This window comes from uncultured Thalassospira sp. (genome assembly GCF_963976115.1).
GTDB lineage: Bacteria > Pseudomonadota > Alphaproteobacteria > Rhodospirillales > Thalassospiraceae > Thalassospira.
The window spans coordinates 215,728-238,427 of the sequence record NZ_CAXBJJ010000010.1 but is presented as its reverse complement, the minus strand read 5'-3'; the positions used below and the strand labels follow the sequence as shown (position 1 = coordinate 238,427).

Genomic DNA, 22,700 nt, shown 5'->3' with positions numbered 1-22,700 from the left:
GAACTCTCGACCTCTCCCTTACCAAGGGAGTGCTCTACCCCTGAGCTACGGCAGCAAGAACCCTTGCGGTGCGGGCGGTTTATAGGCTACTGCCTAGCGTCTGGTCAAGCCCGAAATATGCACCTTTTTTATTGGCAGGCCGATAGCCGTGAATTTGCCACCTTCCCGTGTATGTTCCACGCAGATTGACCTGCATGTTTAAACTAAAATCCAACACCAGATGAGACCATGAGTGAAAAGAAAAAACAGGCCAAGCCTATCCCGTCGCCCCAAAGGTTGAAACGCGAGGCCGAGGCCCTGCGGGCCAATCTGGCGCGGCGCAAGCAACAGCAACGCGGTCGTAAGGATGATGAACCTGATGATGCGCCAACAGATGGCACCGGAAATGCCAAAGATGACGACACACAATAATGCCCGCAAAACCTCGGATGAAAGGGCGCAGGGGGCTTTGTGGAGCCTGATTGGCATAAAAATGCAGGCAAAGCCCGCTTTGTTGGTATCGTCTGGTTGATCTTGCAGGGTCGGGGCGGGTAAAACCTTGGTGACGATTTTATTGTTTTTGGCGGAGGTGAGAATATGTCGGTAAGACCGGATCACTGGATACGCCAGATGGCGCAAGAAAACGGCATGATTGAGCCATTTGTCGATGGGATCAAGCGCGATGGCGTCATTTCTTATGGTGTTAGTTCTTATGGCTATGATGCCCGTGTTGCCGATGAATTCAAGATTTTCACCAATGTCGATTCGGTTATTGTCGATCCCAAGGAATTTTCCGATCAGGGTTTTGTTAATCGCAAAACCGATGTTTGTGTCATTCCGCCCAACAGTTTTGCCTTGGCGCGCACAGTGGAATATTTCCGCATTCCGCGCGACACTCTGGTGATATGTCTGGGAAAATCGACCTATGCCCGGTGCGGCATCATCGTCAATGTCACGCCGCTTGAACCGGAATGGGAAGGACATGTGACGCTGGAATTTTCAAATACCACACCGCTTCCGGCACGGATTTATGCCAATGAAGGGGCGTGTCAGTTTATTTTTCTAAAGGCCGAGGCGGAATGTGACACGTCATATGCCGATCGCGCCGGGAAATATATGGGCCAAAAAGGTGTGACCCTGCCGCGTCTCTAAGACCGGGGCACACCCCTGAAAATAGATATGCCGCGCCATTGTGCGGCTTAACGAGGATTGAATGGACAAAATCAAGATTTCCGGTGGTCGCCGTTTGCAGGGCAAAATCGCAATTGGCGGGGCCAAAAATGCCGCCCTTCCGCTGATGGCAGCCGCCCTTTTGACCGACGAAACCCTGACCTTAAGCAATTTGCCCCATCTTGATGACATTACATCGATGACAAAATTGCTAAGCCAGCACGGGGTTGCCCTGCATTTGAACGGCAATGCCCCCAATGGCGGGCATACCGGGCGTGTTCTTGATATGCAGGCTGCAGAAATCGCCTCGACAACGGCACCTTATGATCTGGTGCGTAAAATGCGCGCATCGGTTCTGGTGCTGGGGCCGCTGGTGGCCCGGTGCGGTATTGCCCGGGTGTCGTTGCCCGGTGGCTGTGCCATTGGCAACCGTCCGGTTGATTTGCACTTAAAGGCGCTGGAAGTCATGGGGGCTGAAATTCATCTGACCGAAGGCTATATCGAGGCCCGTGCGCCCGGGGGTCTTAAGGGCGGGCACATTTTGTTTCCGCAGGTTTCCGTTGGCGCAACCGAAAATGCGATTATGGCCGCATCGCTGGCCGATGGTGTTACCACCATTGCCAATGCAGCACGCGAACCCGAAGTTGCCGATCTGGCCCATTGCCTGGTGGCGATGGGGGCCGAAATTGAGGGCATTGGCACCGATACCCTGAAAGTTACCGGCAAGCCGCGCCTGCACGGAGCAGAATATTCGGTAGTGCCCGACCGCATTGAAACCGGCACCTATGCCATTGCTGCCGCCATCACCGGGGGGGAAATTGAACTGGTTGGCACGCGGATCGCGCTGATCAACTCGCTGGTGGATGCGATGCGCGAAGCCGGAATTGAGATTATCGAAACGGATGACGGCATGATCGTGCGCGGGAATCGTGCCACCCTTCGCGGTGTCGATGTGATGACCGAACCCTATCCCGGCTTTCCGACCGACATGCAGGCCCAGTTCATGGCATTGATGTCGGTTGCCAATGGCGCGTCGATGATTACGGAAACCATTTTTGAAAACCGTTTCATGCATGTGCCGGAGCTTAGCCGTATGGGGGCAGACATTAACGTGCATGGCCGTTCGGCCATTGTGCGGGGCAGTGCCAGACTTTCCGGTGCCGAGGTGATGGCAACCGACCTTCGGGCATCGGTTTCGATGGTTCTGGCCGGGCTGGCCGCCGAAGGTGAAACCGTGATTAACCGTGTTTATCATCTTGATCGCGGCTATGAACGGCTGGAAGAAAAGCTGGCAGCTTGCGGCGCCGGTATTGAACGGGTCAGCGAATAACGTGCGCCGACATATAATACCCCGCCCCGATATTCGGGGTGGGGACCGAAATATGATTTCGCCCGGTCCGGGGCGGGATATGACAAGACAACAAAGCGCAAGGCGACTGATTGATGACTGACGACGCAAAGCTGGTGCTGGCCCTGCCCAAGGGACGCATTCTTGATGAGGTAATGCCCCTGGTGCGGGCCGCAGGTATCGAGCCTGAAGCAGCCTTTGATGATCCCAAATCCCGTGCGTTGCGTTTCACCACCAACCACCCGAATATCGATATTATCCGGGTGCGCAGTTTTGATGTGGCGACCTTTGTTGCCTTTGGCGCGGCCCATATCGGGGTGTGTGGCAATGATGTTTTGATGGAATTTGATTATTCCGAAATCTATGCCCCGCTGGACCTTGGGATCGGCTATTGCCGCCTGGCCGTGGCGGAGCCGGAAGAAATGATTGAAGGGGATGATCCGTCGCGCTGGTCGCATGTGCGGGTGGCGACCAAATACCCCAATGTCACGCGCAATCATTTTGCCGCGCGCGGTGTGCAGGCCGAATGCATCAAATTAAACGGGGCGATGGAACTGGCCCCGACATTGGGCCTGTGCCGTCGCATCGTTGATCTGGTATCGACGGGCAACACACTGGTGGCTAATGGCTTGCGCGAAATTGAACATATTGCCGATATTTCGTCGCGTCTGATTGTTAACCGGGCCGCGCTTAAAACCCGCCCAACCGAAATTCAGCCCCTGATTGATCGTTTTTCCGAGGTGCGCAATGCCAATTAAACTGTCAATTACCGATGCCGGGTTTGAGCCGGAATTTGTCAAACTGCTGGGCATGAAGCGCGAATCGGATGCCGATGTTGACGCCGCCGTTGCCGATATTATCGCCGATGTGCGCAAACGCGGCGACGATGCGGTGGTGGAATACACCAACCGGTTTGACCGTTTGTCAATGGATGCGAACGGTATGGCGGTGACACCCGACGAGGTTGATGCCGCCCTGGCCGCGATCGAGCCGGAATTGCTGGAGTCGCTTAAAACGGCGGCAGCGCGCATTCGCGCCTATCACGACCGGCAATTGCCCGCCGATGAACGCTATACCGACGAAAGCGGCGTCGAACTGGGCTGGCGCTGGCGCCCGGTCAGTGCGGCCGGGTTGTATGTGCCTGGTGGGTTGGCGTCTTATCCGTCATCGGTTTTGATGAATGCGATTCCCGCCAAAGTCGCCGGGGTTGAGCGGCTGGTGATGGTGGTGCCCACACCGGATAATAAAATGAACCCGCTGGTTCTGGCCGCCGCGCGCATTGCCGGGGTCGATGAAATATACCGCATTGGCGGCGCACAGGCGGTGGCGGCATTGGCCTATGGCACCCAAACCATTCGCCCGGTGGATAAAATCGTCGGGCCGGGGAATGCTTTTGTGGCTGCGGCAAAACGCCGGGTTTTTGGCCAGGTTGGCATTGATATGATTGCCGGGCCGTCGGAAATTCTGGTGGTCGCCGATGGCAGCAATGACCCGTCCTGGGTGGCGGCAGATTTGCTCTCGCAGGCGGAACATGACCCGGTGGCACAGTCGATCCTGATTACTGATGATGCTGATTTTGCCGATGCGGTGCAAAAAGCCATTGATATGCACCTTGAAACCTTGCCGCGTGCGGAAATTGCCGGGGCGAGCTGGCGCGATTTTGGCGCAATTATTGTGGTTGAAAACCTTGATCAGGCACCGGCCCTTGTGGACCGACTGGCACCCGAGCATCTTGAACTTGCCGTCGATGACCCTGATGCTCTGGCGGATAAAATTCATCATGCCGGGGCGATCTTCCTGGGCCGCTATACCCCGGAAGCCATTGGCGACTATGTGGCCGGGCCAAACCATGTGTTGCCAACGGCGCGTTCGGCGCGGTTTTCCTCGGGTTTGGGGGTGCTGGATTTTGTGAAACGGTCATCACTGATCAAATGCACACCGGAAAGCCTTGCGAAAATCGGCCCGGCGGCAATTGCCTTGGCCGAAAGTGAAGGTTTGCATGCACATGGACTTTCAGTAGCGATCCGTTCCAACCGCATGTAAGGTTGTTGCACGACAGCATTGTACCGGGGATAGGGGAAAAGATGATGGCAGACACCGAGAACAACCAGTGTATCGCCGGCATATATCTTGACCAGAAACATAATATTCGCCGCCGCCCGGAAGTGGAACACGAGCAGGCCGTGGCGATTTATGATTTGCTTGAGGAAAACTACTTTGCCCCGGCGGGTGGTTTTACCGGCCCCTATTCGGTGCATCTGCGCATTGAGGATAACCGCATCTATATGGATGTGCGCGGCGACAATGATGACGAGAACCTGACAACCATTATTTTGCCGCTCACCCCGTTTCGCCGAATCGTGAAGGATTATTTCATGATCTGCGAAAGTTATTACGATGCGATCAAAAAGGCATCAGCCGCCCAGATCGAAACCATCGATATGGCGCGCCGTGGATTGCATAATGAAGGGTCGGAGCAATTGCGGGACGTGCTGTCGGAAAAGGTTGTGATGGATGAAAATACCGCCCGGAGACTATTTACCCTGATTTGTGTTTTGCATATTCGGGGGTAAGGGCAGGTGGCGCAGGATATTCCCGGTGCCGTGCTGTTTTCATGCAGTTTCAACGCCGTCCGGTCTATTATGGCGGCAACCTTGATGCGGCATTTTCACGGCCATCGGGTCTATGTTGAATGTTGCGGGCTGCGTGCTGGCGACCTGGATGGTTTTGCCGTGGCCGTCATGGACGAAATTGGCCTGGATATTTCGGCCTATAAACCCAAGACCTTTGACGAACTTGAAGACGGTTTTTTTGATTTGATCGTCACATTATCGCCCGAAGCCCAGCACCGGGCCATGGAAATGACCCGCACCATGGCCTGTGATGTGGAGTTTTGGAATACCTTTGATGCCACCATGGTCGAAGGGTCACGCGAAACAAGGCTTGAAGCCTATCGCCAGGTGCGCGACCAGCTTAAAAAACGTATTCTTGAACGCTTTCCGCTGGCCCCGTCACCCAAGGTTTAAGGCTTTCCGGGCGACATTGCGGCGGGTCTTTATGGCAACGATAACAGCTCGGCTTCGGCGGCAAGGGTAGTTAGGGCATTGCCTTCGAGCACATAGATGTATTCGTTAACCGCCCCCTTCATACCGATTTTGCGATAGAATTTTTGCCCGGTCATGTTTTCGGCATCGACCGACAGGCGGATATAATGGCGGTTGTTTTTGCGGGCATAGTCGGCAACATGGGCAAACAGGTAACGGGCAAAACCGCCGCCACGCAGCGACGAATCCACATATAAATCCTGAATATAAATGCCAGCTTTGCCGCGAAAGGTTGAATAGCTGTCGAAATATAGGCACATCGCCAACGGCATTCCGTCATCTGTTTCGCCGATCAGGGCGCGAAAGGCCGGGATGTCGCCAAAGCCGTCGCGTACGATATCTTCTTTGGTGCTGGTAAATTTTTCCAGGCTATCGGTCACCCGGGCAATTTCCTTAAGCATGGCATGCATGTGACCGGCATCATTGACGGTGGCAGGGCGAATTTTGGGGAACTGATCAGGGGTAAGAACCTTTTTCATCAAACATCCATCTTCTGGCAGGTAAATAATGTCTCGGGACTGGCCCTGTTGGGCTATGCTACCTATATTAAGCACAACATGCACGTACCGCATTGCCGGGGCGCACTGTGCAACATGCGAAAGGGCTTGACCTTTTCGCGTGAACAGCGCAGTTTGCGCCAACCGGTCATTGTTGTTGCAGCACGAAAGTTTAGGAGTCACATGGCTAAAGAAGACGTTATCGAGTTTCAGGGCACAGTCACAGAGCTTTTGCCCAACGCGATGTTCCGCGTGAAGCTGGACAATGATCACGAAATTCTCGCCCACACTTCGGGCAAGATGCGGAAAAACCGTATTCGCGTTCTGGCTGGCGATCGCGTCAGCGTTGAAATGACGCCGTATGATTTGACCAAAGGTCGGATCACTTTCCGCTTTAAATAATCCGCAGCAGAAGTTCCGGTTTTCGCCGCCTTGCTTACAAGGTGGCTTGGGATATGCGATATATCCCGTTCATCCGGAACAGCCTTTATTTTGCGCGAGCCGACGCAATGCCGCATGATCTTTGATCTGGCGGCATTTGTCTGTTTAAGGGCCTTTTTTAACAACCGTATTTTGTTTAGGGCAAACAGCATCGGGGCGGGTTTTATCGGGGCATTTGTCCTGCTATGGTCCAGATTCGCGCTGCATTTTGCCAACCGGGAGCCGTCATTTGTCCTCGAACGTTTCATTCAAACTTGTTCTGGCCTCGGCATCGCCAAGGCGTGTTGAATTGTTGACACAGATTGGTGTCACACCCGATGCGATTTCGCCCGCCGATATCGATGAAACGCCCTTGCGTGATGAAAGCCCGCGCCGCCTTGCGTTGCGCCTGGCCGAAGAAAAGGCCCGTGCTGTGGCCCAAAACCAGACAGGTGCATTTGTTTTGGCCGCCGATACCGTGGTCGCCTGTGGGCAGCGCACCCTTGGCAAACCCGAAGACATCGCCGAAGCCCGCAAGTTTTTGCGGATGCTTTCGGGGCGGCGGCACAGGGTGCATGGCGGCATTTGTGTGATTGCGCCAGATGGAACAGTGCGATCACGTGTTGTTGAAACACAGGTTATTTTTCGTGGCCTGAACGAGGGCGATATCAACCGCTATCTTGCCGGTGATGAATGGCGGGGCAAAGCCGGTGCCTATGCCATTCAGGGGCGGGCGGCTGTTTTTATTCGCCATCTTTCCGGGTCTTATAGCAACGTGGTTGGTCTGTCGCTTTACGATGCCGATGCGTTGTTGCGCGGTTTGGGATATTTCCCGGAGGTTTGATAACCATGCCAGATCAGGGGGATTGGCGCGACAGGCTGTTACTGATTGATGCGGTCGCCAACGAACGCCGGGTCGCCCTGCTGGCCAATGATCGTGTGCGCCGGATATGGCTGGATCGCGGGGGACCACGGCGTTTTGATATTCATATTGGCCGGGTGTCGCGTGTTTTGCCGGAAATGGCTGCTGCCATGGTGGTGCTTGATGGCTGTGCGGACGGTTTGTTGCCGCTTGACCGCATTGATGGCCCGCTGCACGAAGGCCAATGGGTAATTGTGCAGGTGTCACGCCTGGGATTTGACGATAAAGGCCCGAAACTGACCGGCCGCATCGCCATAGAAGGTGGCGGCATGATTTTTCGCCCCGGCAGCGGTGTTATCGATATTCCCCGCAAGATAAACGACCCGGCCCGGCGCAGCCATTTGGCGGGTTTTTTAAAATCGCTTGCGCAGCAGGGCGAAAGCCTGACCTTACGCAGCACCGCTGCTGAATGGACCGACGATGCGTTGCGCGGTGAATTTTCCCGACTGAAATTAATTTGGCAACAGGCGCTTGACGCACAAAAAAATGCCGACCGTCCTTGTCGGGTTTTTCATGCCCTGTCCGATGTTGATCAGGTGGTCGAACGTCATATTATGGCAGGGTATCCCTGCATTGTTGACGGCATGGCAGAATATATTCGCTTGCGTGGGGTGTTGCGTGGCAATGGTGCCGATGAAACGGTGCTTGGCGTGCATAAGGGCAGTTCGTTACTGTTTGCATCCGAAGGTGTGCAAGCAGCCCTTGATGAAGCCTTGCAGGTGCGCGTCGATTTGCCTGGTGGTGGCTGGATCGCGATTGAGCAGACAACCGCCCTGTGTGCCATTGATGTGAATGCCGGTGGGGCGCAGGCGCAAACCGGGCAAAATGCCGACCGGCGCAATCTGGATGTTAATCTGGCGGCGGCATTTGAAATTGTGTTGCAGATTATTTTGCGCAATATCGGCGGTCTGGTGGTGATCGATCCGATTCGGATGCCGGGGCGGGGCGCACGCGACGCGTTTGAAGCCGCCCTGCGCAAGGGATTTGGCACCGAAATGGACGGTGCCGTGCAACTTGGCGGTTTTACCAGGTTGGGTCTGTATGAACTGACACGCCAGCGTAGTGGTGCCGATTTGGCATCTTTGATGTTTGATAAAGGCGAATCGTTCGTGCAAAACGCCCGGCCGGGGCGAGAGGCCGCGAAAAATGCGGTATTGCGCGCCATCGCGGGCGAGCTTCGCCATCAGCCAGTGGGGCAATGCCGCTTGCGCCTGCATCCGGTTATGGCGCAGATGTTTGATCAACAGAAAGATTGTCAGCGTATTTTAACCGGCCTGTTTGGTGGTTTGCCCCCGCGGGTGGCAGATGCTTCACTGGGGCTGGATCAATATGTGATTGAAAGGGTTTAAGACATGGCCGGTAAAATGACCGCATCGGGTACGAACAAGGCACAATCAACCATTACACAATGCACGATGTGCGGGGCACCGGTGGTGGAAAAATACAAGCCGTTTTGCTCGAAACGCTGTGCAGATCTGGATTTGGGCAAGTGGCTGAACGCCAGTTATGCTGTGCCCGCGACCGAACCGCCAGAGTATCTTGAAGACCTTGAAGATGAAGACGAATTTTAAGTTCAAAAAAAATGTAAAACGGGCTGGACAAGGTGCAACCCAGCTTGTATAACCCCGCTCGTTCCGCAGGGAACGCTTCCGGAAACGGAAATGCTTCAAGGTTGCCCGGATAGCTCAGTTGGTAGAGCAGTGGACTGAAAATCCGCGTGTCGGTGGTTCGAATCCGCCTCCGGGCACCACTTGAAGATCAAAATGAACCCGGCTTTGGCCGGGTTTTTTTGTATCTTTTCCCACGATAAAGGCGCGCAGTTTCTTGGCCTGCTTTGGGATATGTCGCGCAAAACGGGAATCCGTTCTGATTCTGGCGAGATGCCGACATTGTACCGCATGTATATCAGTGTTATCAGGTATAAAATGTGCGAAACTCATCAGAGTCGTGACTGTTTGAGCATAATTTCACCCAAAACAACATTCAGATGAACATCATTTTTCCCATTACGTTCATCATGTCCAAAAATGCTTGCTTTTCCATGATTTAATCTGATTTTTACAGGATTATGACAATGAAATGACAAGCATTTGAGCGATATTATTTCAAACTGCTGCAACATGTTTCACGATAGAACTATCCTTTCGGGCAGCGCGCATCGCGTCTGACAGGACAAAGATTGACATAGAAGGAATCGGGATGGCGGAGAAACAGATCGAGATCGAACTGAAAATGCGGATCGATCCGAAGCATGTGAATCGTCTTAAACAGGCTCCGGTTCTGCGCGAAGTTAAAGAAGGGCGGCGTTTGACGACCACTCAGCTGGTGTCGATTTATTATGACACGTCAAAGCTGTCGTTGTCGCGCAAGGGACTGGCAATTCGTGTTCGCAAAAAAGGGACCACGGGCTGGGAGCAAACGGTCAAGGCCTCAAACGGGTTGCGCGCAGCCTTGCCCGAACGTCAGGAATGGACGGTCGAGCTCGACGACGGGGCACTTGATCTGAGCAAATTCACCGATGATGATGTTTTGGCCCTGCTCGATAAACTGGCCAAAAACAAGAAAATCGACCGGATTTTTGAGACCGATCTGGCGCGCACCAGTGTTGATCTGGGATATCGCGATGCGGTGATGGAACTGGCGATTGATCAGGGGGTTGTGCGGGCGGGAAGCCGCGAAGCACCGATTTCAGAAGTGGAACTGGAGCTAAAAGAAGGCCACCCGGCGGCCCTGTTTGATCTGGCGCTGGAATTACAACGCACCGTGCCGCTGTATTTAAGTTTGCGTTCCAAGGCATCGCGCGGGCGGTCGCTTTATTTTGATGAACAGCCGACATTTTATCGTGCCGATCCGGTTGGTCTTGAGGCCGATATGAGCGCGGAAGAAGCCTTTCGCGCCGTGATCGCCCAGGGCCTTGCCATGATTTTGGGCAATGAAGGTTGCGTGCGCCAGGATTTGCACCCAGAAGGCTGCCATCAGATGCGGGTTGGTATGCGTCGCTTGCGGGTTGCCTTTAGCCTGTTTCGCCATAACCTGCCAGAAGGCGAGGCGGTTTTAATTCGCCGCTTGTTAAAATCCTGTGCCAAGGAGCTCGATGCCCTGCGTGACTGGGATGTGTTTTTGGACGAAACCCTGCCTGCCATCGAATACCGTTTTCACGACAAGGATGAAAACGGCCCCAATGCCGAATTGCGCAAAGCCGCCGAAGAGCAACGCGCATTGGCGTTAAAGGGGGCGATTGCGATGCTGGAATCGTCCGATTATCAGCAATTGTGTTTGCTGCTTGGTGCCTGGTCGAGCTATTCGCGGTGGGCTTCGGGGGCCAGTGCCACGCAAATGCGGGCCATGTCGAGCCCGATTGTTGACCTGGCCGAACCGCTGTTGGAGAAAGCGCGCAAACGCATGGCCAAACGCGGTAGCAAAGTGGCGGATCTTAGCATTGCCGGTTTGCATGCCTGGCGGTTGGATGTGAAGCATATGCGCTATGCCTGTGATTTTTTCTATGAAATTTATGGCGGCAAATCGGTAAAGAAATTCCGCAGTAGTCTGGCCGAATTGCAGGATATTCTGGGCCAGTTAAATGATGCTGCTGTTGCCGAAAACCGGCTGTTGATCTTGCAGCCCACCTTGAGCAAGCCGGGATTGATCGGGGTTGGTCGTATTGCCGGGTGGTATGGCGCACGCGCTGATTACCGTTTGCAAGGCATTGCCAGCGCATGGAAGGCGTTTGATAAACAAAAGCCATTCTGGCGCTAAGTAACAAGTCGTCCTGCCCTGTTGACGTTTTACAGGGCAGGAGGACGGCTTTGTTTCGCCTTGGGGTGGTCGCTGTGCGATTAACCGGGGTTATTGCCTGTGCGTGTGGCCTTCATATCGCGATAGGCATTCATCGCCCGGTCGCGGCCCCCTTTTAAATCCACAATCGGTTCGGGGTAGGTTTGGCCCGGTTTAACGCCAGCCCCTTGCAAGATCAGGGGCGGGGCCTCCCACGGTTTATGGATATGCGCGGTCGGCAGGTCGCGCAGTTCCGGCACCCATTGGCGCACATAGTTGCCGTCGGAATCGAACTTTTCACCCTGCAAAACCGGGTTGAAAATGCGAAAATAGGGCGCGGCATCAGCACCGCTGCCGCCAATCCATTGCCATGAAAACGGGTCTGCGGCCGGGCAGGCATCGACCAGTGTATCGTCAAACCATGCCAGCCCGTGCTGCCAATGCAGTAATAAATGTTTGACCAGAAACGACCCCACAATCATACGGACCCGGTTATGCATATAGCCGGTATGCCAAAGCTCACGCATGCCGGCATCCACAATCGGGTAGCCGGTTTGGCCGCGCTGCCATGCTTGCAGGTCTGCCGGGCTGTTGCGCCACGGGAAGTGGGTAAATTGCGCTTGCAGCGGTTTACGGCGCAAATCGTCGGCATGAAACAGCACATGGTGGGCAAATTCGCGCCAGCCCAGTTCGGACAAAAACTTGGATGCCGTTTTGCCCTGGCCCGGTTTAGCGCGCATATGGCGGGTCAGGGCATGCCATATTTCACGCGGGCTGATTTCACCAAACCGCAAATGCGGCGATAGTTCCGATGTTACCCGCCGGTCGGGTCGGTCGCGCAAATCGGCATAGTCGACAAGGCGGTCATTGATAAAATAATGCAACTGGTCGCGTGCGGCCTGTTCCCCTGGTGTAAAGCGGTCGGCCAGCCCCGTGGTCCAGTCAAAAGGTTTGGGCGACAGATCAAGGTCGGGGAGAGAGACCGCGTTTTCCGGAACAAGACCCGACAGGGGAATGGCTTTAGGCGCGGGTTTGGGGGGCAAGGGCGGCGGCATTTTCAGGCAGGCCCGCCAGAACGGTGAAAACACCTTGAACGATGTTCCGGCCCCGGTTTTGACCTCCCATGGTTCAAACAGCAAATGGCTGTTAAAGCTTTCGCATCGCAGGTCCAAAACATCGCGGCACTGGTTTTTTATGGCGGCGTCACGGTGTAGCGATTGCGGATCGTAACTGCGATTCCAGAATATGGCGGCAATGTTATGATCATTGCACAGGCGTGAAATCACCTGTTGGGCATTATCCCGAAACAAATGCAGGGATTGGCCGGGCGACTGTTTTTCCACGGCAGCCCCTGTTTGTGCGATGGATGTTTCAAGCGCGCCCAGGCTTTTCTTTAGCCACCAGCGCGTGGCACCCCCCAACTGGTTTTCCATCACGTCATCAAGAATATATATGGGCAGAACCGCGCCATTATTGCTGTTGGCCCATGTCACGGCCGCGTTAAGGGCGGGGTTGTCGCTTAAGCGCAGATCGTTGCGAAACCACATAACAGCAATAGGGGGCTGGGGCATCCGGGCCTCTAATTGTTTTGATTTTAAAGGCAGACAGAGCGCATCATTTTATAAATGCCAGGGGAAGCATATGGTGCGCTCTGTCTTTGGCTTGGGGTCTTCAATTGTTACGGCGTAGAATGGTGGTCAGATCACTAAAACTCTGGCCAAGCTGTTTTTGTTCCCAACCGGCAAAGCCCAAAACAAGACCCTGACGGGCAGGGTCATTGTCGCAGGGGCTTTTATCGTGAAAATAGGACGATAAAAACCGGCAATCGACCTGTTTTTCAAACAATGCCTGTTGATAAAGGTGGTCGGGCTGCCCGTTCATCAGGTGCGCGCAAATATGCAATCCGCCATCGGTGGGGACGACATCAAGCAAATCGGCGGCATGATCGTTAATCAGCGATAAAAGATGTGTGCGCCTTTCACCATAAAGCAGACGCATCCGCCGAACATGGCTGCCAAAATGACCATCGGTGAAAAAGGCCGCTAAGGCCGCCTGTGCTGTGGGGGCCGGAACCCCGTCGGCAAAGCCGCGCAGGCCGCGAAACACCGGCACCAGATCGGGCGGCAATACCAGATAGCCCAGCCGGATGCCGGGAAACAGAACCCGTGAAAACGTGCCGACATAAATCACCCGGTTATCGCGATCCAGACCTTGCAACGATGACAAGGGCGGCCCGTCATAGCGATATTCGCTGTCGTAATCATCTTCGATGATCCAGCCATCAACATCGCGGGCCCATTGTAACAGGGATAACCGGCGCGCCAGCGACAATGTGGTGCCCATGGGGAAGTTACGTGACGGCGTGGTCACAACCATGCGGGTCGGCGGCGATGTTTCGGTATTAAGGACGCTGACCTGCAAGCCTTCCCTATCGACGGGAATGGGCTGGATCACCGCGCCATTTGCTGCCAGAACCCCGCGTATGCCTTCATATCCGGGGTCTTCAGCGGCGACAACATCGCCCGGGTCAATCAGGGCGCGGCCAATTAAATCCAGCGCTTGCTGCGCGCCCGATACAATCATGATGCGGTCGGCATCACAATTCACCCCGCGCGACTGGCGCAACCACGCGGCAATTTCACGGCGCAAACCGGGCAGGCCCATGCTGTCGGTTGGGGTGGTCAGGTTTTGTTTGGGCACGCGCCACGCCCGGCGTAACAACCGCGCCCATATATCAAACGGAAAGGCCGATAAATCGGGGGTGCTGGGGTTAAAGGGACGGAATGTGGGAAAATGCGGGTGATGGCGGGTATAGGCCAGGCTCCGCAGTGCACTTTTGCTAATCTGAAGCGGGCGCGAAGGGATGTTGGCCGTTGATGCGGGGTTAGGTTCATTGGCGGGTAAGACTGGTAGCGCTGCGGTGTGGGGGGCAATGGCGTTATTGGTCTCACGGGGGTTAAACAAATGGTCGGGCAGGCTGGTGGCAACAAAGCTGCCTGCGCCCACGCGCCCCTCCAGATAACCTTCCGACATCAGCAAATCGAATGCATTCACCACGGTATTGCGCGACAGGCGTAATTGCTGCGCCAAATCGCGGGTGGCAGGCAGTTTTTCGCCGGGTTTTAACCGCCCATCAAGAATGGCATCGCGAATGCCCAGATACAGTCGGCGATAGGCCGGTTGACGGGATTCATCGGGCTGGCTGGCGAAAATCCAGGAAAAAAGGGTGCTCATGATGGTGATCTGCTGTTTTAAATTGGTTCCATCAATTTTCTTATATCGGTTCTTCTGAAAAGTCCAATTTTGGCGATGATGCGGGCAAAGCAATTTATACCGGTGCCGACCTCGACCCCGACCCCGTGCCCGCCAAGGAGAGACCAATGAGCGAGACCGATTATGATATTCAGCCCCATACCAAAGTGGTTCGGGGTGCCAAGCGTGCCAGCTATGATCGCGAAACGGTCCATCGCATTATTGATGAAGCGATCATTTGCCATGTCAGCACGGTGCTGGATGGTCGTCCGGTGATGATCCCCACCGCGCACTGGCGCGCGGGCGAACAGTTTTATATTCACGGGTCGTCAAAAAACCGCATATTGAACGCGCTTGCCAATGGGGCAGAGGCGTGCATTTGCATTGCCCATCTTGATGGCTTGGTCATGGCCCGTGCCGCCATGCATCATACGGCCAATTATCGTTCGGTGGTGATGTATGGCAAAGCGCGTGTCATCGAGGATCCGGCGTTGAAAATGGAACAAGCCGCCCTGTTTATTGAAAAACTGGCAAAAGGCCGCTGGGAGAAAATCCGTCATCCCAATTCGCAGGAATTAAAGGCAACCATGTTCCTTGAGTTCGATATGGAGGAAGTGTCGGCCAAAATGCGCGCGGGCGACCCGGCTGATGATATCGAAGATTACAGCGTGCCGGTTTGGGCGGGTGTTCTTCCCTGCCGTACCGTGTGGGGCGACCCGATTGACGATAGCCTGCTCGATCGCAGCCTTTTGGGCAATGCCACCCCAGCTTAGGCTCGGCTGGCTTGGTGCAGGGCTGTCTCTCAACCAGTCGGTCCTGCACCGCTTGTTCATAAAAAATGCGGGCCACACGGGTCCGCATTTTTTGTATCCGAAGTGTCGGCTTGCGGCCTGTTGTGGCCTGAAATATTGGGTGTTATTTCGCCATCGCCACGGCAATTTGCGCACCCAGGCGGGCATTGTTGCGCACCAGCGCAATATTGGCTTCCAGACTTTTGCCTTTGGTATGCTGCGTTACGCGTTGTAGCAAAAACGGGGTTACATCACGCCCGTGAATGTTCAAACCCTTGGCTTCGACCAGGGCCGAGTCAATCGCATGTTCAATGGCTTCAAGGGCCAGGGCCTTGTCGGCCGGTGGCGGGTTGCCAATGACAACGCCGCCTTTAAGGCCAAAGTCCCACTTGGCGGCCAGAAATGCGGCAATTTCTTCGGCGCTATCAAGGCGCAGGGGGGCTTGGTGCCCGCTTTTAACCGTGTAAAAAGCCGGGAATTCGTCGGTGCCATAGGCAATAACGGGCACGCCCAGCGTTTCAAGATGTTCCAGCGTCATGGGAATGTCCAAAATCGCCTTGGCCCCGGCGCAAACAACGGCAACGCTGGTTTTGCCCAGTTCGGTCAAATCGGCTGAAATATCAAAGCTGGTGGCAAGTTCGCGGTGAACGCCGCCAATACCGCCGGTGGCAAAAACCTTGATCCCGGCTTTTTCTGCCAAAATCATGGTGGCGGAAACCGTGGTTGCCCCGTCGCATTTTTTGGCAATGGCATAGGGAATATCGCGGCGCGACAATTTTAAAATGTCGTTGCCTTTGGCAAAATATTCCAGCTCCGCCGGGGACAGCCCGATTTTGCAACGACCACCAATAACGGCGATGGTGGCGGGAACGGCCCCGTTATCGCGCACATCCTGTTCAACAGCCTGTGCGGTTTCCAGGTTTTGCGGATAGGGCATGCCATGCGAAATGATGGTCGATTCCAGGGCAACAACCGGTGCGCCACTGGCAAAGGCTTCGGCAACTTCCGGGGCAAGGTCGATAAATTCGGACATTCATCTGCTCATCATTGGGTTAAAGTTTTAAAGGTCAGGATTAAACACAATAGGCCCATTTATCCAGCCAAAACCGGGCGACCTTGCCCCTTTTGTGTTGCAAGGCAGCCCTGAGCGCGGCGGGCACAGCGTTGCCTGCCAGAATTGTTCAATTTAGTTCCGTACCCAAAACGTCCAGAAAGTGATGAATGGGCGGCGGCGAAAACGGGGGCGCTCAAAGGTGGTATAAAGGACAAAATCGTCACATGCGTAATTCATTCCACCAGCGCGCCCGATTTAATATTTTGTTGACGGCAACGTCAAATCTCTGCAAATTGTACCTTACAAGGTACAATGGTGGCGACATGAAAAAGATTTACGCCCATATCGGTTCGTCTTTTGACGATTTTCTGGATGAAGAAGGCATTCGCGATGACGTTGAAGCCGTCGCAGTAAAGCGCGTTATTGCATGGCAGATTTCGCAGGCGATGCAGGAATTGAACCTGACCAAAAGCATGATGGCAGAACGTATGCAAACAAGCCGGACTCAGCTTGATCGGCTTTTGGACCCCAAAAACGACAAAATACAGCTTGATACCATTCTTCGCGGGGCGAAAGCTGTGGGGCGAAAATTACGGTTTGAACTGGTTTAACTAAAAATGGCCGCCTTGCGAACAAGGCGGCCATCGTTTCTTTGCCAACAGATTGAAAAGAACCTTAGTTCTTTTCTTTGTCGACCAGCTGGTTGGCGGCGATCCACGGCATCATGGCGCGCAGTTTGGTGCCAACTTCTTCGATTTCGTGTTCGGCGTTCAAACGGCGGGTTGCCTTGAACATCGGCTGGCCGCAATGCATTTCCTGAACGAAGTCACGCACGAATTTGCCTTCCTGGATGTCTTTGAGAACATCTTTCATGCGTTCTTTAACCGATGCATCGATCACGCGCGGGCCGGTAACATAGTCACCATATTCAGCGGTGTTCGAGATCGAGTAACGCATGTTGGCCATGCCGCCTTCATACATCAGATCAACAATCAGCTTCACTTCGTGCAGGCATTCGAAATAGGCCATTTCCGGCGCATAGCCAGCTTCGGTCAGGGTTTCAAAGCCGTATTTGATCAACTGGGTCAGGCCGCCACACAAAACAGCCTGTTCGCCGAACAGGTCGGTTTCGCATTCTTCGCGGAAGGTGGTTTCGATCACGCCGGAACGACCGCCACCAATGGCAGAGGCATAGGACAGCGCCAGTTCAAGGGCATTGCCTGATGCGTTCTGTTCAACCGCAACCAGGCAAGGAACCCCGCCGCCACGGGCATATTCGGAACGCACCGTGTGGCCCGGGCCTTTTGGTGCCACCATCATCACGTCCAGATCGGCGCGCGGCTCGATCAGGCCGAAATGAACGTTCAGGCCGTGTGCAAACATCAGCGCGGCACCTTCTTTAAGGTTATCACGCAGTTCCTTGGCATAAATGGCAGCCTGGTTTTCGTCCGGTGTGAGGATCATGACGACATCGGCCCATGCGGCGGCTTCGGCCGGGGTCATGGTTTTCAGGCCTGCTTTTTCGGCTTTCTTGCGGGTTGCTGAACCTTCACGCAGGCCAACAGCAACTTCTGCAACGCCGGAATCATGCAGGTTAAGGGCATGGGCATGGCCCTGCGATCCGTAACCGATGATGGCAACTTTTTTGGTCTTGATCAGATTAACATCTGCATCGCGGTCGTAATAAACACGCATCTTTCGATACCTCTGGACGTTGGGCCGCGCTTTTTTGTTATCTTGCGGGGCCACTGGATTAAAAGGATCAAATGGATTTACCCCCCGACCCGTGCCGGGAGGGGCAAATTCACATCATCAGGGTGCCGCGCGAAATGGCGGCGACACCGGTACGGGAAATTTCCGAAAGGCCAAGCGGTACCATCAATTTATTGAAGGCATCAATCTTTTCAGGGCTGCCGATGATTTCGAAAATAAAGGAAGTGTTGGTTGCATCGACCGCGCGCGCCTTGAAAATATCGGCAATGCGCAGGGATTCAACACGTTTTTCACCGGTCGCAATGACCTTGACCAATGCCAGCTCGCGTTCAACACTGGGCCCGGCCAGGGTCAAATCGCTGACCTTGTGGATCGGAACCAGACGCCCGAGCTGGGCCTTGATTTGTTCGATCACCATGGGTGTGCCCGAGGTTACAACGGTAATGCGCGACAGGCGCGAACCGGCGTCAACTTCGGCCACGGTCAGGCTTTCGATGTTATAGCCACGGCCCGAAAACAGGCCGATAACACGGGCCAGAACGCCCGCTTCGTTGTCCACCAGAACAGAAATGGTGTGTTTTGAAATTTCAGTTTCTTTCACGGTCTTGCTCCGCTGCGGTCGGGGCGGGCGATGAACCATCGCAACCAGCCCTACCTGTCATAATGAAAATATCGGTGTTCCGGGTGTGCTTTTTACAAGGCAGGCCGGTCAGACCAGTACCATCCCTTCATCGGAATCAATGGCCTGGTCGCCACTTGTTTCATGGCCGAGCAACATTTCATTGTGCGGCTTGCCAGACGGGATCATCGGGAAACAGTTTTCCTTGTCATCGACCGCGATATCGACAATCACCGGGCCGTCAATATCGAGCATTTTTTGCAAGGTGGCATCGAGATCGGCCGGGTCCTTGCAGGTCAGGCCGGTAAAGCCAAAGGCATCGGCAAGTTTGACAAAGTCGGGCAGGGTTTCGCTATAGCTTTCGGAATAGCGCGACCCGTGCAGCAATTGCTGCCACTGGCGGACCATGCCCATATAACGGTTATTCAAAATGATGGTTTTTACCGGCAGGCGATACTGGGTCAGCGTCGCGCATTCCTGAATGTTCATCATGATCGATGCATCGCCGCTAAAGCAAATGACCGTCGCATCGGGATGGGCAACCTGAACGCCCATGGCCGCAGGCAGGCCATAGCCCATGGTGCCAAGGCCCCCCGATGTCATCCATTCATTGGGATGTTCAAAGCCGAAATGCTGGGCCGCCCACATCTGATGCTGGCCAACATCGGTGGTGATAAAGGTTTTGCGATTGCGTGTCAGCGCATGCATCCGGCGGATAACGTGCTGGGGTTTGATCACATCGGCTGGCTGAATATAGGACAGGCAGCGTTTTTCGCGCCAGCCTTCAATTTCGCTCCACCACGAATCAAGGGCCGCCTGATTAACGCTGTGTTGTTTGGCTTTCCAGATTTTCATCATGTCTTCGATGACATGGCCGACATCGCCGACAATACCCACATCAACAGCAACGTTTTTGTTGATCGAGCTGGGATCAATATCGATCTGGATTTTGGTCGAGCCGGGCGAGAAGAAATCGATATTGCCGGTCACACGGTCATCAAAGCGCGCACCAATCGCAACCATGACATCGCAATCATGCATCGCAAGGTTGGCTTCATAGGTGCCGTGCATGCCCAGCATACCGAGATATTGTTTGTCCGATGCCGGATAGGCACCCAGCCCCATCAGGGTCAGGGTAATCGGCGCGCCGGTCAGCCGGGTAAATTCGGTCAGCAGTTTGCAGGCCTGTGCGCCGGAATTGATAACACCGCCGCCGCAATACAGAACCGGCTTTTTCGCCGCCGCCAGAATTTCAACCGCTTTCTCAATCTCGGAGCGATCGCCCTTCACGGACGGATTATAGGTGCGATGCTGAACCTGCGAGGGGGCGATATACGGCGCAGGTGCGACCAGAATATCCTTGGGCAGGTCGATCACAACCGGGCCGGGGCGACCATGGGTGGCCACGTGAAAGGCCTCGTGCATGGTGCGGGCCAGCTTGCTGCTTTCCTTGACCAGATAGTTATGCTTGGTGCAAGGCCGCGTGATGCCGGTGGTATCGGCTTCCTGAAAGGCATCGTTGCCAATCAGGTGGGTGGGCACCTGGCCGGTCAGGCAGATGATCGGGATCGAGTCCAGTAACGCGTCGGTGAGGCCGGTAACGGCGTTAGTCGCACCGGGGCCGCTGGTGACCAGGACGCAGCCAACCTTGCCGGTGGAGCGCGCATAGCCTTCGGCAGCGTGGACAGCAGCCTGTTCATGGCGCACCAGAATGTGACGAATGTGATTCTGTTTGAATATTTCGTCATATAGCGGAAGGACGGCGCCGCCGGGATAGCCGAATACGACCTCCACACCCTGGTCTGTCAGGGCCTGCAACACTACTTCCGAACCATTCATAATACGTTCTGCCATGATTTTCCGAGCCTCTTGCTTAGCGACAACAACGTGTCGCGTGATAACCGCGTGATTGAAACATGATCGATCTACCCTGTGATTGGGGTTGAAAAAGCCGCCGAAACGGCGGTTTTCCGCCATTTCACTGGCGGAAAGGCCAACCTATCGCCTCACTTTGGCGCGGTCAACAGAAATTGGTGAACAAGATTACGCAATTTGCCTGCCAGACTTTCCGAATATTGCGTGTCGATGGTTTCGCGGTCGGTCATTTGATGACGAAACCACGTCAATTGCCGCTTGGCATAACGGCGTGTTTCACGCTGTGCCAGGGCCTGTGCCTCGGCCAGCGAGAGCGTACCTGCCAGGTATGATGCAAGCTCGCGAACCCCAACCGCCTTCATTACCGGGGATTCGGGCGGCAGGTTTTGTTCAAGCAGAAATTTAACCTCGTCAATCGCGCCCTGTTCGATCATCAGCTCAAAGCGACGGTTGCAGCGGTCATATAAAATGTCGCGTGGGGGCATGTAGCAGAATTTCAGGAAAGCCATGCCGTTTGGTGGAGGCAGCATTGCAGCGCCGTGCCAGTGCGCCAAACCGTGCCCGGTCGCCCGTAAAACCTCGGCGGCGCGAATCAGGCGCTGTGTATTGGCAGAATCCAGTGTGGCGGCGGTGGCAGGGTCGTTTTTTTGCAAGCGGGCAAAAAAGGCATCATGGCCCAGATCGGTCAGTTCAGCGGTTATGGTGTCGCGCACCGATTTATCAATTTCGGGGATCGGGGCAATGCCGTCGGTCAGGGCATTTAAATACATACCGGTGCCACCGGTGATGATGGGCAGGTGCCCGCTGGCATGGCAGGCGGCAATTTCGGCCAATGCCATGTCGCGCCATTTGCCCGCAGAGCACGCTTCGCGCCCTGACAGCACGCCATACAGGCGGTGAGGCGCGCGTGATAGCTCGGTATCATCCGGGCGGGCACTCAGCACGCGAAGCTCGCGATAAACCTGCATGCTGTCGGCATTGATGATAACACCGTCAAAGTCCCGCGCCAGATCCAGCGCCAGTGCCGATTTGCCACTGGCCGTGGGCCCGGCAACAATGACAACCGGCAAAAAGGGTGTTGCTGTTTCTGGGGGCACCGCCGGGCATATGCGGGCGTCAGACGGGGTGGGGTTTTTGCGGGTGGTCTCGCTCATCAATGCAGTTCCGTTGTTACCGGTTATTTTCAGGGACCGGCGGATTGCGGTTTAACGGAGGGGATATAACAGGTGCAGGGCACCCTTATCCATAAACTGTTTGCATTGATATTGTAAGATATGTGGCGGTTTCGCAAATGCAGGAAACCCGTTTCAAGGTGTGGGCGACCATCGGGGGGGGCCAGCCGGGCCGTCAGGCGGTTGTTCGGGACCATATTGTTCAAGACCGTGCAGGCCCGACAATATCACCGGTGGGGCAACTGGTTTATCCTTCGGAATTCGGGTTGCACGGGGCATTTTCCGGGGCATCCCAGGGGTTGCACAGGGTAACGCCGGTGGGTTTGAATTCATCGATATTGCGGGTGACCACGGTCAGGCCATGCACAAGGGCGGTTGCGGCGAGCAGCGTTGCGCCTTCGGAATGCGAGCCACGGCTGTGAAACTGCGCGCATTTACGGGCAACCTTTTCATTGATTGGCAACACGCGCCCGTCAAATGCCGGGATCACGTGGTCATCAAGCCATTTACGCATGATCGCGCCGCGTTCTTCGTCCTGCCATTCAAATTCAAGAATGGCAATTTCAAGTTCCAGAATGGTAATAGCCGACAGAAAGGTGCCTGCGGTTGGCACTGAATTTGCCCATTTTACCACATTCTCGTTGGCTTTCTCGCTGCCTGCTTTGCGCAGTTCAACGATGACGTCACTATCAAGCAGATACATTATTCAAAATCCGTCAGGTCGGACATATTTTCTATGCGTTGGGGTTTCAGATCGATATCAACCGTTTCGGGCATCGCCAGCAAGTCGACGATCGACGGCGCAAGGCCAAGAATTTTCTGGTATTGTTCAATCGACAGCAAAACATGGGCAGGTTTACCCCGGTCAGTGATGAATACCGGCCCTTTGTGGCTTGCCTTTTTTGCTTTGCTGGTATCCTGGTTAAACGCGCGGGCGGTAAATGTGCTGATCTCCATGACGGGCTTTCTTGTTATTCGTGGCGGCAAAAACGAATGTCAAAATAGCAGAG

The 22,700-nt window shown here is 54.8% G+C and carries 24 protein-coding genes and 1 tRNA gene; 15 read left to right on the top strand and 10 right to left on the bottom strand.

Features of this window, described 5'->3' with window-relative positions; translation table 11 throughout:
* Window positions 1–228 precede the first annotated feature (228 nt).
* The 7 genes from AAC086_RS15210 (at window position 229) to AAC086_RS15180 (ending at window position 5,523) form a co-directional block, all read left to right on the top strand.
* Window positions 229–411, top strand: a complete 183-nt coding sequence (locus AAC086_RS15210) for a hypothetical protein (RefSeq protein WP_339779836.1) — start codon at window positions 229–231, stop codon at window positions 409–411.
* A 165-nt stretch (window positions 412–576) separates the two neighbouring features.
* A complete protein-coding gene (gene dcd / locus AAC086_RS15205; RefSeq protein WP_339779834.1) occupies window positions 577–1,131 on the top strand; it encodes a dCTP deaminase in 555 nt (184 codons plus the stop codon).
* Window positions 1,132–1,192: 61 nt separating this feature from the next.
* The gene (gene murA / locus AAC086_RS15200; RefSeq protein ID WP_339779832.1) at window positions 1,193–2,479 is read left to right on the top strand and encodes a UDP-N-acetylglucosamine 1-carboxyvinyltransferase; all 1,287 of its coding nucleotides are present in this window, start codon (window positions 1,193–1,195) and stop codon (window positions 2,477–2,479) included.
* A gap of 113 nt (window positions 2,480–2,592) precedes the next feature.
* Entirely contained in the window at window positions 2,593–3,255 is a 663-nt protein-coding gene (gene hisG / locus AAC086_RS15195) for an ATP phosphoribosyltransferase (RefSeq protein WP_339779830.1), read from the top strand.
* Window positions 3,245–4,540 (top strand): histidinol dehydrogenase, encoded by a 1,296-nt coding sequence (hisD, locus tag AAC086_RS15190; RefSeq protein WP_339779828.1) that lies wholly within the window; start codon window positions 3,245–3,247, stop codon window positions 4,538–4,540. The genes hisG and hisD overlap by 11 nt, the downstream gene beginning before the upstream one ends.
* Before the next feature lie 44 nt (window positions 4,541–4,584).
* Window positions 4,585–5,070, top strand: a complete 486-nt coding sequence (locus AAC086_RS15185) for a UPF0262 family protein (RefSeq protein WP_339779844.1) — start codon at window positions 4,585–4,587, stop codon at window positions 5,068–5,070.
* Between the two features lie 6 nt (window positions 5,071–5,076).
* On the top strand, window positions 5,077–5,523 hold the full coding sequence (locus tag AAC086_RS15180) for a low molecular weight phosphatase family protein (RefSeq protein WP_339779826.1): 447 nt from the start codon (window positions 5,077–5,079) through the stop codon (window positions 5,521–5,523).
* Between the two features lie 29 nt (window positions 5,524–5,552).
* On the opposite strand, the gene AAC086_RS15175 is transcribed toward AAC086_RS15180, so the two are convergent.
* Window positions 5,553–6,080 carry a GNAT family N-acetyltransferase gene (locus AAC086_RS15175; RefSeq protein ID WP_339779824.1) on the bottom strand — a complete coding sequence of 176 codons (528 nt, stop codon included), beginning with the start codon at window positions 6,078–6,080 and terminating at the stop codon, window positions 5,553–5,555.
* A gap of 201 nt (window positions 6,081–6,281) precedes the next feature.
* Between AAC086_RS15175 and infA the strand changes: the two genes are divergently transcribed.
* The 6 genes from infA to AAC086_RS15145 all read left to right on the top strand — a co-directional run bounded on the left by infA (window position 6,282) and on the right by AAC086_RS15145 (window position 11,196).
* A complete protein-coding gene (infA, locus tag AAC086_RS15170; RefSeq protein ID WP_073955974.1) occupies window positions 6,282–6,500 on the top strand; it encodes a translation initiation factor IF-1 in 219 nt (72 codons plus the stop codon).
* A 268-nt stretch (window positions 6,501–6,768) separates the two neighbouring features.
* Window positions 6,769–7,362, top strand: coding sequence for a nucleoside triphosphate pyrophosphatase (locus tag AAC086_RS15165; RefSeq protein WP_339779820.1), 594 nt, complete (start codon window positions 6,769–6,771; stop codon window positions 7,360–7,362).
* 5 nt (window positions 7,363–7,367) lie between these two features.
* Window positions 7,368–8,789: a ribonuclease E/G gene (locus tag AAC086_RS15160; RefSeq protein ID WP_339779818.1), complete on the top strand. Its 1,422-nt coding sequence runs from the start codon at window positions 7,368–7,370 to the stop codon at window positions 8,787–8,789.
* Between the two features lie 3 nt (window positions 8,790–8,792).
* Window positions 8,793–9,011, top strand: a complete 219-nt coding sequence (gene yacG / locus AAC086_RS15155; RefSeq protein ID WP_339779816.1) for a DNA gyrase inhibitor YacG — start codon at window positions 8,793–8,795, stop codon at window positions 9,009–9,011.
* A gap of 103 nt (window positions 9,012–9,114) precedes the next feature.
* Window positions 9,115–9,190, top strand: a tRNA-Phe gene (locus AAC086_RS15150).
* Between the two features lie 449 nt (window positions 9,191–9,639).
* Entirely contained in the window at window positions 9,640–11,196 is a 1,557-nt protein-coding gene (locus AAC086_RS15145) for a CYTH and CHAD domain-containing protein (RefSeq protein WP_339779815.1), read from the top strand.
* Window positions 11,197–11,276: 80 nt separating this feature from the next.
* Here the strand turns inward: AAC086_RS15145 and AAC086_RS15140 are convergent, their stop codons facing one another.
* On the bottom strand, window positions 11,277–12,785 hold the full coding sequence (locus AAC086_RS15140) for a deoxyribodipyrimidine photo-lyase (protein WP_339779813.1): 1,509 nt from the start codon (window positions 12,783–12,785) through the stop codon (window positions 11,277–11,279).
* A 100-nt stretch (window positions 12,786–12,885) separates the two neighbouring features.
* Entirely contained in the window at window positions 12,886–14,448 is a 1,563-nt protein-coding gene (locus tag AAC086_RS15135; RefSeq protein WP_339779811.1) for a PLP-dependent aminotransferase family protein, read from the bottom strand.
* Between the two features lie 146 nt (window positions 14,449–14,594).
* Here AAC086_RS15135 and AAC086_RS15130 point away from each other — a divergent pair, with 146 nt between their 5' ends.
* Window positions 14,595–15,239, top strand: a complete 645-nt coding sequence (locus tag AAC086_RS15130; protein ID WP_339779810.1) for a pyridoxamine 5'-phosphate oxidase family protein — start codon at window positions 14,595–14,597, stop codon at window positions 15,237–15,239.
* 142 nt (window positions 15,240–15,381) lie between these two features.
* On the opposite strand, the gene AAC086_RS15125 is transcribed toward AAC086_RS15130, so the two are convergent.
* Window positions 15,382–16,290 carry a pseudouridine-5'-phosphate glycosidase gene (locus AAC086_RS15125; protein ID WP_339779809.1) on the bottom strand — a complete coding sequence of 303 codons (909 nt, stop codon included), beginning with the start codon at window positions 16,288–16,290 and terminating at the stop codon, window positions 15,382–15,384.
* A gap of 344 nt (window positions 16,291–16,634) precedes the next feature.
* Here AAC086_RS15125 and AAC086_RS15120 point away from each other — a divergent pair, with 344 nt between their 5' ends.
* Entirely contained in the window at window positions 16,635–16,922 is a 288-nt protein-coding gene (locus AAC086_RS15120; protein ID WP_339779808.1) for a Fis family transcriptional regulator, read from the top strand.
* Window positions 16,923–16,986: 64 nt separating this feature from the next.
* On the opposite strand, the gene ilvC is transcribed toward AAC086_RS15120, so the two are convergent.
* From ilvC to AAC086_RS15090, 6 genes are all read right to left on the bottom strand, one after another.
* Complete coding sequence (ilvC, locus tag AAC086_RS15115) at window positions 16,987–18,006, bottom strand: ketol-acid reductoisomerase (protein WP_339779807.1); 1,020 nt, start codon at window positions 18,004–18,006, stop codon at window positions 16,987–16,989.
* 109 nt (window positions 18,007–18,115) lie between these two features.
* Window positions 18,116–18,664, bottom strand: coding sequence for an acetolactate synthase small subunit (gene ilvN, locus AAC086_RS15110; RefSeq protein WP_339779805.1), 549 nt, complete (start codon window positions 18,662–18,664; stop codon window positions 18,116–18,118).
* Window positions 18,665–18,733: 69 nt separating this feature from the next.
* The gene (locus tag AAC086_RS15105) at window positions 18,734–20,497 is read right to left on the bottom strand and encodes an acetolactate synthase 3 large subunit (RefSeq protein ID WP_339779803.1); all 1,764 of its coding nucleotides are present in this window, start codon (window positions 20,495–20,497) and stop codon (window positions 18,734–18,736) included.
* Window positions 20,498–20,649: 152 nt separating this feature from the next.
* Window positions 20,650–21,672 carry a tRNA (adenosine(37)-N6)-dimethylallyltransferase MiaA gene (gene miaA / locus AAC086_RS15100; protein WP_339779801.1) on the bottom strand — a complete coding sequence of 341 codons (1,023 nt, stop codon included), beginning with the start codon at window positions 21,670–21,672 and terminating at the stop codon, window positions 20,650–20,652.
* 265 nt (window positions 21,673–21,937) lie between these two features.
* Window positions 21,938–22,393: a type II toxin-antitoxin system VapC family toxin gene (locus tag AAC086_RS15095; protein WP_339779799.1), complete on the bottom strand. Its 456-nt coding sequence runs from the start codon at window positions 22,391–22,393 to the stop codon at window positions 21,938–21,940.
* Window positions 22,393–22,647, bottom strand: a complete 255-nt coding sequence (locus tag AAC086_RS15090; RefSeq protein ID WP_339779797.1) for a type II toxin-antitoxin system Phd/YefM family antitoxin — start codon at window positions 22,645–22,647, stop codon at window positions 22,393–22,395. Before AAC086_RS15090 ends, AAC086_RS15095 begins: the two co-directional genes overlap by 1 nt.
* Between the last annotated feature and the right edge of the window lie 53 nt (window positions 22,648–22,700).

Bases quoted from the DNA above. Each gene is read 5' to 3' on its own strand.
- AAC086_RS15210 (WP_339779836.1), top strand. From the start codon at position 229: ATGAGTGAAAAGAAAAAACAGGCCAAGCCTATCCCGTCGCCCCAAAGG.
- AAC086_RS15160 (WP_339779818.1), top strand. From the start codon at position 7,368: ATGCCAGATCAGGGGGATTGGCGCGACAGGCTGTTACTGATTGATGCG.
- AAC086_RS15090 (WP_339779797.1), bottom strand. From the start codon at position 22,647: ATGGAGATCAGCACATTTACCGCCCGCGCGTTTAACCAGGATACCAGC.
- hisD (WP_339779828.1), top strand. From the start codon at position 3,245: ATGCCAATTAAACTGTCAATTACCGATGCCGGGTTTGAGCCGGAATTT.
- AAC086_RS15105 (WP_339779803.1), bottom strand. From the start codon at position 20,497: ATGGCAGAACGTATTATGAATGGTTCGGAAGTAGTGTTGCAGGCCCTG.
- infA (WP_073955974.1), top strand. From the start codon at position 6,282: ATGGCTAAAGAAGACGTTATCGAGTTTCAGGGCACAGTCACAGAGCTT.
- ilvC (WP_339779807.1), bottom strand. From the start codon at position 18,006: ATGCGTGTTTATTACGACCGCGATGCAGATGTTAATCTGATCAAGACC.
- AAC086_RS15140 (WP_339779813.1), bottom strand. From the start codon at position 12,785: ATGCCCCAGCCCCCTATTGCTGTTATGTGGTTTCGCAACGATCTGCGC.
- AAC086_RS15145 (WP_339779815.1), top strand. From the start codon at position 9,640: ATGGCGGAGAAACAGATCGAGATCGAACTGAAAATGCGGATCGATCCG.
- AAC086_RS15120 (WP_339779808.1), top strand. From the start codon at position 16,635: ATGAAAAAGATTTACGCCCATATCGGTTCGTCTTTTGACGATTTTCTG.
- dcd (WP_339779834.1), top strand. From the start codon at position 577: ATGTCGGTAAGACCGGATCACTGGATACGCCAGATGGCGCAAGAAAAC.
- miaA (WP_339779801.1), bottom strand. From the start codon at position 21,672: ATGAGCGAGACCACCCGCAAAAACCCCACCCCGTCTGACGCCCGCATA.
- yacG (WP_339779816.1), top strand. From the start codon at position 8,793: ATGGCCGGTAAAATGACCGCATCGGGTACGAACAAGGCACAATCAACC.
- hisG (WP_339779830.1), top strand. From the start codon at position 2,593: ATGACTGACGACGCAAAGCTGGTGCTGGCCCTGCCCAAGGGACGCATT.
- AAC086_RS15175 (WP_339779824.1), bottom strand. From the start codon at position 6,080: ATGAAAAAGGTTCTTACCCCTGATCAGTTCCCCAAAATTCGCCCTGCC.
- ilvN (WP_339779805.1), bottom strand. From the start codon at position 18,664: ATGGTTCATCGCCCGCCCCGACCGCAGCGGAGCAAGACCGTGAAAGAA.
- AAC086_RS15135 (WP_339779811.1), bottom strand. From the start codon at position 14,448: ATGAGCACCCTTTTTTCCTGGATTTTCGCCAGCCAGCCCGATGAATCC.
- AAC086_RS15185 (WP_339779844.1), top strand. From the start codon at position 4,585: ATGGCAGACACCGAGAACAACCAGTGTATCGCCGGCATATATCTTGAC.
- AAC086_RS15130 (WP_339779810.1), top strand. From the start codon at position 14,595: ATGAGCGAGACCGATTATGATATTCAGCCCCATACCAAAGTGGTTCGG.
- murA (WP_339779832.1), top strand. From the start codon at position 1,193: ATGGACAAAATCAAGATTTCCGGTGGTCGCCGTTTGCAGGGCAAAATC.
- AAC086_RS15125 (WP_339779809.1), bottom strand. From the start codon at position 16,290: ATGTCCGAATTTATCGACCTTGCCCCGGAAGTTGCCGAAGCCTTTGCC.
- AAC086_RS15095 (WP_339779799.1), bottom strand. From the start codon at position 22,393: ATGTATCTGCTTGATAGTGACGTCATCGTTGAACTGCGCAAAGCAGGC.